The following is a 3,305-nucleotide window of genomic DNA, read 5'->3' as shown; positions in this document are numbered from 1 at the left end:
CTCCGGCCGCGAGCCCGAGTCGCAAGCCTTCCCCCATCGGGTGGCCTTCAACCTGGTGCCCCAGGTGAGTGCCTTCATGGCCAACTCGCCCTGGACGGAGGAGGAGGCTGGCTGGACGCTGGAGGCCGCGCGCCTCTTCGCTCCCAAGGGCGAGGTGCCCGTGGTGGCCGGCACCGCCGTGCAGGTGCCCACCTTCTTCGGCCACGGGCTGAGCCTTCATGTCCGGCTCAAGAAGCCCGCCCCGGTGGAGCAGGCGCGCGCCGCCCTCAAGGGCTCGTCCCTGCTCAAGGTGCTGGATTCACCCGGGGAGAAGGTCTACCCCATGACGAGCCTGGTCACCGCGGACCCCTCCGTCCACGTGGGCCGCCTGCGCGCTTTCCCCCAATCCCCCGAGTGGCTCACCCTCTTCGCCGCGGTGGACAACGCCGGCCGGGGCGCCGCCCTCAACCTGGTGGAAGCCGGCCTGCGGCTCGCCGAGCGCCCCGCCTGACAATTTGGCAAGGCTTCCGGGGGGCGCCCCTGCCCATTTGACGGAGGCCAGTCCCTCTTCTCCCCGACATACGGGGCGGGAGGCCGGGTGTCCCCTGGCCTCCGGCTTGCTACCCTCCTCATCCGCCCATGCGCACCCTTCTCATTTCCGCCGCCGTGCTGCTGTGCACCGCGGCGTCCGCCCAAACGGCGGTGCAGGTGAACCTCCGGTTCGCCAATGGCACCGAATCAGTGAGTGTCAGCCCGCGGGACTGCGGCAATCGACGTGTCGTCGTCACCTGGACCGCCAGCGGGACGGCCTGTCAGGAGCTCGCCGTCTGGCTCACTGAGGGCACCGAGTGCAAGGAGACCGCGGACGCGCAGACCACGCGCTACTCGCTGACGAGCGTCACGCAGACCACCCTCAACCAGACGAGGACGGGGACCCTCGAGTTCAGCGTCTCGTCGCTGCCCTTCTCCGCCCCGACGGATGGCGGGACGCGCTCGTGCGGCGTCGGGGACGTCGAGCAGGAGTTCCGCGTCTGCGGCTCCACCAAGGCCACCGATTTCTATACGGGCGCGTGCTCCACCACGGTGACGAAGGCCTCGCCCGGGAAGATCGTCTATGACTCGAAGGCGCCGGAGCCTCCCACCATCGAATCGGTGGCCCAGCTCGACAAGGCCCTCCGGGTCGAGGTGGCCGGCACGAGCGATGTCAACGAGGTGCGGCTGGTGGCGCTTCGGGACGGGAACGTGGTGTCCCAGCAGACGCGGGGGCCGGGTTCCATCCAGGTGGAGGGCCTGGAGAACGAAGTGACGTATCAGCTCGAGGCCTACGCCATCGACGCGGCGGGCAACGAGAGCTCGTCGGCCGCCACCGCCGAGGGGACGCCCATCAAGACCCTGGGCTTCTACGAGAAGTACCGCGAGGCCGGGGGCAAGGAGACGGGCGGGTGTGGCGCCACGGGTGGAGGTCTGGCGGGCAGCGCGGTGCTGACCGCCCTGGGGTTCTGGCTGTTCTCAAGGAGAAATCGTTCATGACTCGAGCAGTGGCCCTCGGCGTCGCGGTGTTCCTCATCGCGCTCCCCGGTGAGGCGCGGGAGATGTCGGATCTGCCCACCCAATCGCCCCGCAGCGGCTCCGTGGAGTTCCGGCTCGGTGGCTACCGGCCGCAGCTCGACTCGGAGGAGGGGCTCTCGGGCACGCCTTTCTCCGACATCTTCGGCGGTTCGAACCTGCTGCTCTTCGAAGTGGAGATGCAGCGCTTCTTCTACCAGGGCATCGGCTCGGCGGGCTTGAGCCTGTCGCTGGGCTATGCGGAGAAGTACGGCGCCGCGCAGCTCGAGGGCGGCGGGGCGGCCCAGGAGCGCACCGGCTTCCACGTGCTGCCCCTCCACGTGCGGGGCGTCTACCGGTTCGACTACCCGGCGTTCCGCTGGAGCATCCCCCTGGTGCCCTATGTGAAGCCCGGCCTCGTCTACATGCCGTGGTGGGTCACCAAGGGTGGCGAGACGGAGAACCTCGCGGATGGCAAGGCGAGCGGGGGCAAGCTGGGCTGGGAGGTGGCCGCTGGCGTGGCCTTCCTGATGGACGTGCTGGAGCCGCGGCTGGCGCGCGACTTCGACTCGGATCTCGGGGTGAACCACAGCTATCTCTTCGCCGAGTACACCTACGCGAAAGTGAACAACTTTGGCGGCGAGGGTTTCAATCTCTCGGACTCGTACTGGATGTTCGGTCTGGCGCTGGATTACTAGACCGTACATGACCGTCCATGTGCGTCCCGCCCTTCGAGCCCTGACAGCGGTTTGTCTGGTAGCCGTGGCCCTGGTGGGGTCCGGCTGCCATCGGGCTGTCAAACCCGAGGTGGGGGGAGAGCGCACGGTGGAGGCCGGCGTGCCGGTGGGCTTCGGCTCCGAGGCCAAGGACGCGCCGGCGGTGACGTGGGACTTCGGTGATGGGACGCCCGCGCAGCAGGGCACGCGGGTGTCCCATGCCTTCCCGCGCGTGGGCACGTACACCGTGCGCGCGCTGGAGAAGAACGAGGTGCTGGGCAGTGCCCAGGTGACGGTGGTGCCCCGGCCGGTGCTGCGCGCCATGCCCGCCGATGCCGAGGTGGCCATCTTCTTCGCCCAGCTGCGCGGCAACGTGGAGCCGCTGGTGGGCTTCTACTCGCGGATGGTGGGCGAGGCGCAGGCACGTGCCTCCCTGGAGGACGCCCCGCTGCTGTCGCTGGTGCTGCGGGAGCTGAAGGGCGAGCCCCGGGTAGTGGATCCGGACGAGGGCGTGGGCTTCTTCTCGCTGCCCGGCTTCGAGGGCACCGTGGGGCTGCTCGGCGTGACGGAGCCCCAGGCCGCGCTGGACGCGGTGGTGAAGGAGCTGGAGGCCGGTGGTGCCAGGGTCCTCGAGCGCTCGCCCGAAGGGGTCGTGCGTTTCCTGCGGGAGAGTGGCGCACAGCTGCTGCTCTTCGAGGATCGGGGCTACCTCTACCTCGTGGTGCCGGACACGGAGGACGATGCGTCCGACGAGGGCAATGAGGAGGACACCGAGCCGGGAGAGGTCGAGGCCACCAAGGTATTGGCCGTCGAGACGCCCGAGGAGGGCGGGGCGTCCGGGGTGGACGCGATTCGCGCGCGCATCACGGGAATGAGCGGCCCGGGGCTGTCCGAGCTGCCGCTGATCACCGAGCTGCGGTCGAAGGTGGGCTCGGGCAACGTGTACTTCTTCGCGCGTCCGGTGGGGGAGGAGGAGACGCCCGCCGACTTCCGGGGCATCTGGGCGGCCTTCCGGGCCGAGGGAGCACAGGCCGATATCGAGGGTTGGGTGGCCTCGGAGAAGGT

Annotated in this window: 4 protein-coding genes; all 4 read left to right on the top strand. The window is 69.5% G+C overall.

Features of this window, described 5'->3' with window-relative positions; all coding sequences use genetic code 11:
* A partial coding sequence (locus VF794_RS16925) for an Asd/ArgC dimerization domain-containing protein (protein WP_331111637.1) occupies nt 1-490 on the top strand: 490 nt, incomplete at its 5' end.
* Between the two features lie 128 nt (nt 491-618).
* A complete protein-coding gene (locus VF794_RS16920) occupies nt 619-1,509 on the top strand; it encodes an MXAN_2561 family MXYO-CTERM-anchored protein (protein WP_331111636.1) in 891 nt (296 codons plus the stop codon).
* On the top strand, nt 1,506-2,222 hold the full coding sequence (locus VF794_RS16915) for an MXAN_2562 family outer membrane beta-barrel protein (protein ID WP_331111635.1): 717 nt from the start codon (nt 1,506-1,508) through the stop codon (nt 2,220-2,222). The genes VF794_RS16920 and VF794_RS16915 overlap by 4 nt, the downstream gene beginning before the upstream one ends.
* Before the next feature lie 64 nt (nt 2,223-2,286).
* Nucleotides 2,287-3,305, top strand: a 1,019-nt coding sequence (locus VF794_RS16910; protein ID WP_331111633.1) for a PKD domain-containing protein, incomplete at its 3' end; no start/stop codon positions are given.

The sequence above is a fragment of the Archangium sp. genome (assembly GCF_036389735.1).
Taxonomy (GTDB): domain Bacteria; phylum Myxococcota; class Myxococcia; order Myxococcales; family Myxococcaceae; genus Archangium.
Note: the sequence above shows the minus strand (reverse complement) of the source record. Positions and strands in the feature narration are given on the sequence as shown.

Excerpts from the sequence above, each read along its gene's own strand:
- VF794_RS16920 (WP_331111636.1), top strand. The coding sequence starts at position 619 with ATGCGCACCCTTCTCATTTCCGCCGCCGTGCTGCTGTGCACCGCGGCG.
- VF794_RS16915 (WP_331111635.1), top strand. The coding sequence starts at position 1,506 with ATGACTCGAGCAGTGGCCCTCGGCGTCGCGGTGTTCCTCATCGCGCTC.